General features: G+C 56.6%; 4 protein-coding genes. All 4 read right to left on the reverse strand.

Annotated elements, in window-relative coordinates; all coding sequences use genetic code 11:
- Window positions 1–87: 87 nt before the first annotated feature.
- Window positions 88–651: a methyltransferase gene (locus BHE81_RS25550; protein ID WP_004182054.1), complete on the reverse strand. Its 564-nt coding sequence runs from the start codon at window positions 649–651 to the stop codon at window positions 88–90.
- A 47-nt stretch (window positions 652–698) separates the two neighbouring features.
- Entirely contained in the window at window positions 699–2054 is a 1356-nt protein-coding gene (locus BHE81_RS25555; protein WP_110246720.1) for a DUF3560 domain-containing protein, read from the reverse strand.
- Between the two features lie 51 nt (window positions 2055–2105).
- Window positions 2106–2336 (reverse strand): hypothetical protein, encoded by a 231-nt coding sequence (locus BHE81_RS25560; protein WP_009310031.1) that lies wholly within the window; start codon window positions 2334–2336, stop codon window positions 2106–2108.
- Window positions 2337–2427: 91 nt separating this feature from the next.
- Window positions 2428–2655 carry a hypothetical protein gene (locus tag BHE81_RS25565; RefSeq protein ID WP_001568050.1) on the reverse strand — a complete coding sequence of 76 codons (228 nt, stop codon included), beginning with the start codon at window positions 2653–2655 and terminating at the stop codon, window positions 2428–2430.
- Window positions 2656–2742 lie beyond the last annotated feature (87 nt).

The raw sequence follows: 2742 nt of genomic DNA on the forward strand, positions 1-2742 counted from the left end.
GCGGCCCGGTTTTCCCGGCGCCGCAGGCGCGCGGTCTTTCGAGGCGCGGCCAGACGGGGACAGGTGCCCCGCCGGCTTAACGTGTCATCAGACGGTTATTCTGAGAATGGCGGTCGCTACCTGGGTATACGTGAATGTTCCCCGTGGCAACGGCTCCCAGACGTCCGCCAGGGACTCCAGCGCCTTTTGCTGACGCGGCCCGTCCAGACATATGCCCGTCAGAATCCCGCCAGGCTCAAGCAGAGTTAATGCCCGCCGGATATGCCGGATATCATCACCGCGATTAAACGGCGGATTCATGATAATTCGTGTATACCGGCGCTCCGGATGATATTCGAGAAAATCTCCGCACCAGATCCGGACCTCCGGGAAATGAGCCTGCAGGTGACGGGCTAACCCGGCGTGCAGCTCCACGGCGTCACACTTCGCCCGGGGGACTGCATCCCTGATCGCCTGCAGTATGGCGCCCGTTCCGGCACTGGGTTCCAGAATGCGATCGGTTTCCCGGACATCAGCCAGCTCAACCAACCGGCGACATTCCGGGGAGGGGGTGACAAAAAGTTGCGAGCTACCCCGAATTTCAGCGACAGGGGCGCGCCCTTCCAGTTTGACCCGCATCGCCTGAATACGGTGTTTAAGGTCATGATGCATGAATGTACTCCCTGACCTCCCCGGCAAGATGCCGGGGAGCCTTCCTGCTATTTTTTCGGAATTTCAACGGTTTTCATGTCTGTGATATACACATTCACGAGCGTACAACCGTGCGTCATGCACCGGCGGAAGCGGTAGGCGCCGTGTGTTTCGGTTTCTGCAGCACCCCGCACGCCTTTATAATCAGCGGGTAATTTCGCCCACTCGGCTTTTGTCATTTCCCGGAACCCTTCCCCCGGATAATTGACGATCGGTGGGCGCTTCGCCGCTTTCTTCGCGTCGCTGGCTTCCTCCGCTGTCGGGGCTTTGTAGTCCGTGATACGGTCGGGCGTGAGTTTCATCGTGCCGCTGTAGCCCAGAAAGCGATAACCGGGCGTTTCGACTGAACTCACCTCCCCCTTACTCCGGTTAACCCGGAGAATGGTTAACCATTCTCCCCGGCTCAGTACCTGCCCGCCTGGTTCAAATTCCTGTGTTCGGGTGACAACGCCACCGTTTTCATTGAGCATCGCGCGTTCGTAGGCCAGGCGGTTCTGGTAATGATTAACCCAGCGCTGTTGGTGGTTAATCGTGCGCTCATGACAGCGGATCGCAATATCACGCGCCTGTTCAAAAGTAATGATCTCCTCCGACAGGGCAGAATGGAGAGACATCGAGCCCTCATACTGGCTTTTCTCTGCCGGGCGGGGGTATTTGTCGAGCGTGAAGCAGGCATGAATATGATCATAATTACTGACCAGTAACGCCATTTTCAGATCGAGCGTCTGCGCACGCCACATCGTCATATACTTTTCAGACCGGGCAATGTGCTTTTGGGACTTGCGTAATTCCGCCTCGATTTTTTTGATACGGCGGTAACGCACATCCGGACGCTCCTTGTATTTTGCGTGCCGCAGAGAGGCCTGCGCGCGCTGTTCCCAGTATTCCGCACGCTCGAACAGCATCACGGCACGTTTCATGCCGCTCTCAATTTTCTGCGCATGCCGGCGCGCGCGGCGCTCGCTGTGGTGGCCTACCAGGATCGGCTGTCCCAGCGGGACAGCCGATGCCAGCGAATCAACATGCGCAAGCGCCTGCTCCGATTCAACCGCCCGCCGGTCACTGTAGTCACTGAACCGCCCGGCGCGCTGCTCCTGGCGATCAAACATGGTGCTGTCCTCGTCCTCGATATCACCGGCGAGCGAAAGCAGGACATCCTCCCGCCCCGGCGTCCAGGCTGGCGCCACAAAGAGTTTCTGTTTGGGCGCCCAGCGAAAGCCTGCTTTGTTGATCAGGGAATACGTTTCTTCATCGAGCCGTAATGATGCGTAAAGTCGCAATTTATTATCATCGGGTGAATAGGTTGCCCGGTAAGTCTGGCTGACGGTATTTTCCGTCATGATCTGTGCGGTAGTCGGTGTCATTGTGTTTTCTCCTTCCTGCAGTTGCCGCCCCTCGCGGGGCGGCTCACCTCATCAGTTAAATGCGCGTTTCAGTTCCAGCGTGCGGAGTACCTGCCCGAGGGCGGTATTTTTCATCGCGGGGATGTGGACACCACGCCCTTTGCGGTGACTTCTGGCGATATGACGCCCGAAAGCTCTGAGAGCGGGATCAATCTCAGGTGCGGTGATATCTGCGCGCAGAATGCGCGAATGACGACGGGGCTTTACAGCGCCTGCGGAAGGTGAAAAAATAGAAAAGATCATAAAGTTGACTCCTTATGGTAGTTAACGAAGCCGGAAAAACCGTTCGTGCGATTTTTACGGCGTGGGAGAAGCAGGGTTTACCCTGCTTTTTTCATATCTGCGGTTTGCTTCCCGCTTCTTCTTCCTCCTTCTTAAGCTGATCGGTAATGTCTTCCGGTTCGCCCAGAAACCAGCCTTTGACGGGTTCACAGCGTTCAATAAACGCTTTTATCGCCCGTTTTCCGGTCGTGGCCTGCACCCGGGTAAACATCGGCAGATTGCCGCTGGCATTGCTTCCCAGAAATGCGATCCGATACGTTCGCAATGAAGGATCCTGCATTTTTCTTTTTCCTGATTTTTAAAGAACATCACCCGTTGAGTTGCCGGGGCCGCGGTTTTGACTTTGTGCGGGGACCTGCTGAACCTG

Origin of the sequence: Klebsiella sp. AqSCr (assembly GCF_008452795.1) — a bacterium.
Classification (GTDB): Bacteria; Pseudomonadota; Gammaproteobacteria; order Enterobacterales; family Enterobacteriaceae; genus Klebsiella; species Klebsiella pneumoniae.

Excerpts from the sequence above, each read along its gene's own strand:
- BHE81_RS25550 (WP_004182054.1), bottom strand. The coding sequence starts at position 651 with ATGCATCATGACCTTAAACACCGTATTCAGGCGATGCGGGTCAAACTG.
- BHE81_RS25555 (WP_110246720.1), bottom strand. The coding sequence starts at position 2,054 with ATGACACCGACTACCGCACAGATCATGACGGAAAATACCGTCAGCCAG.
- BHE81_RS25560 (WP_009310031.1), bottom strand. The coding sequence starts at position 2,336 with ATGATCTTTTCTATTTTTTCACCTTCCGCAGGCGCTGTAAAGCCCCGT.
- BHE81_RS25565 (WP_001568050.1), bottom strand. The coding sequence starts at position 2,655 with ATGCAGGATCCTTCATTGCGAACGTATCGGATCGCATTTCTGGGAAGC.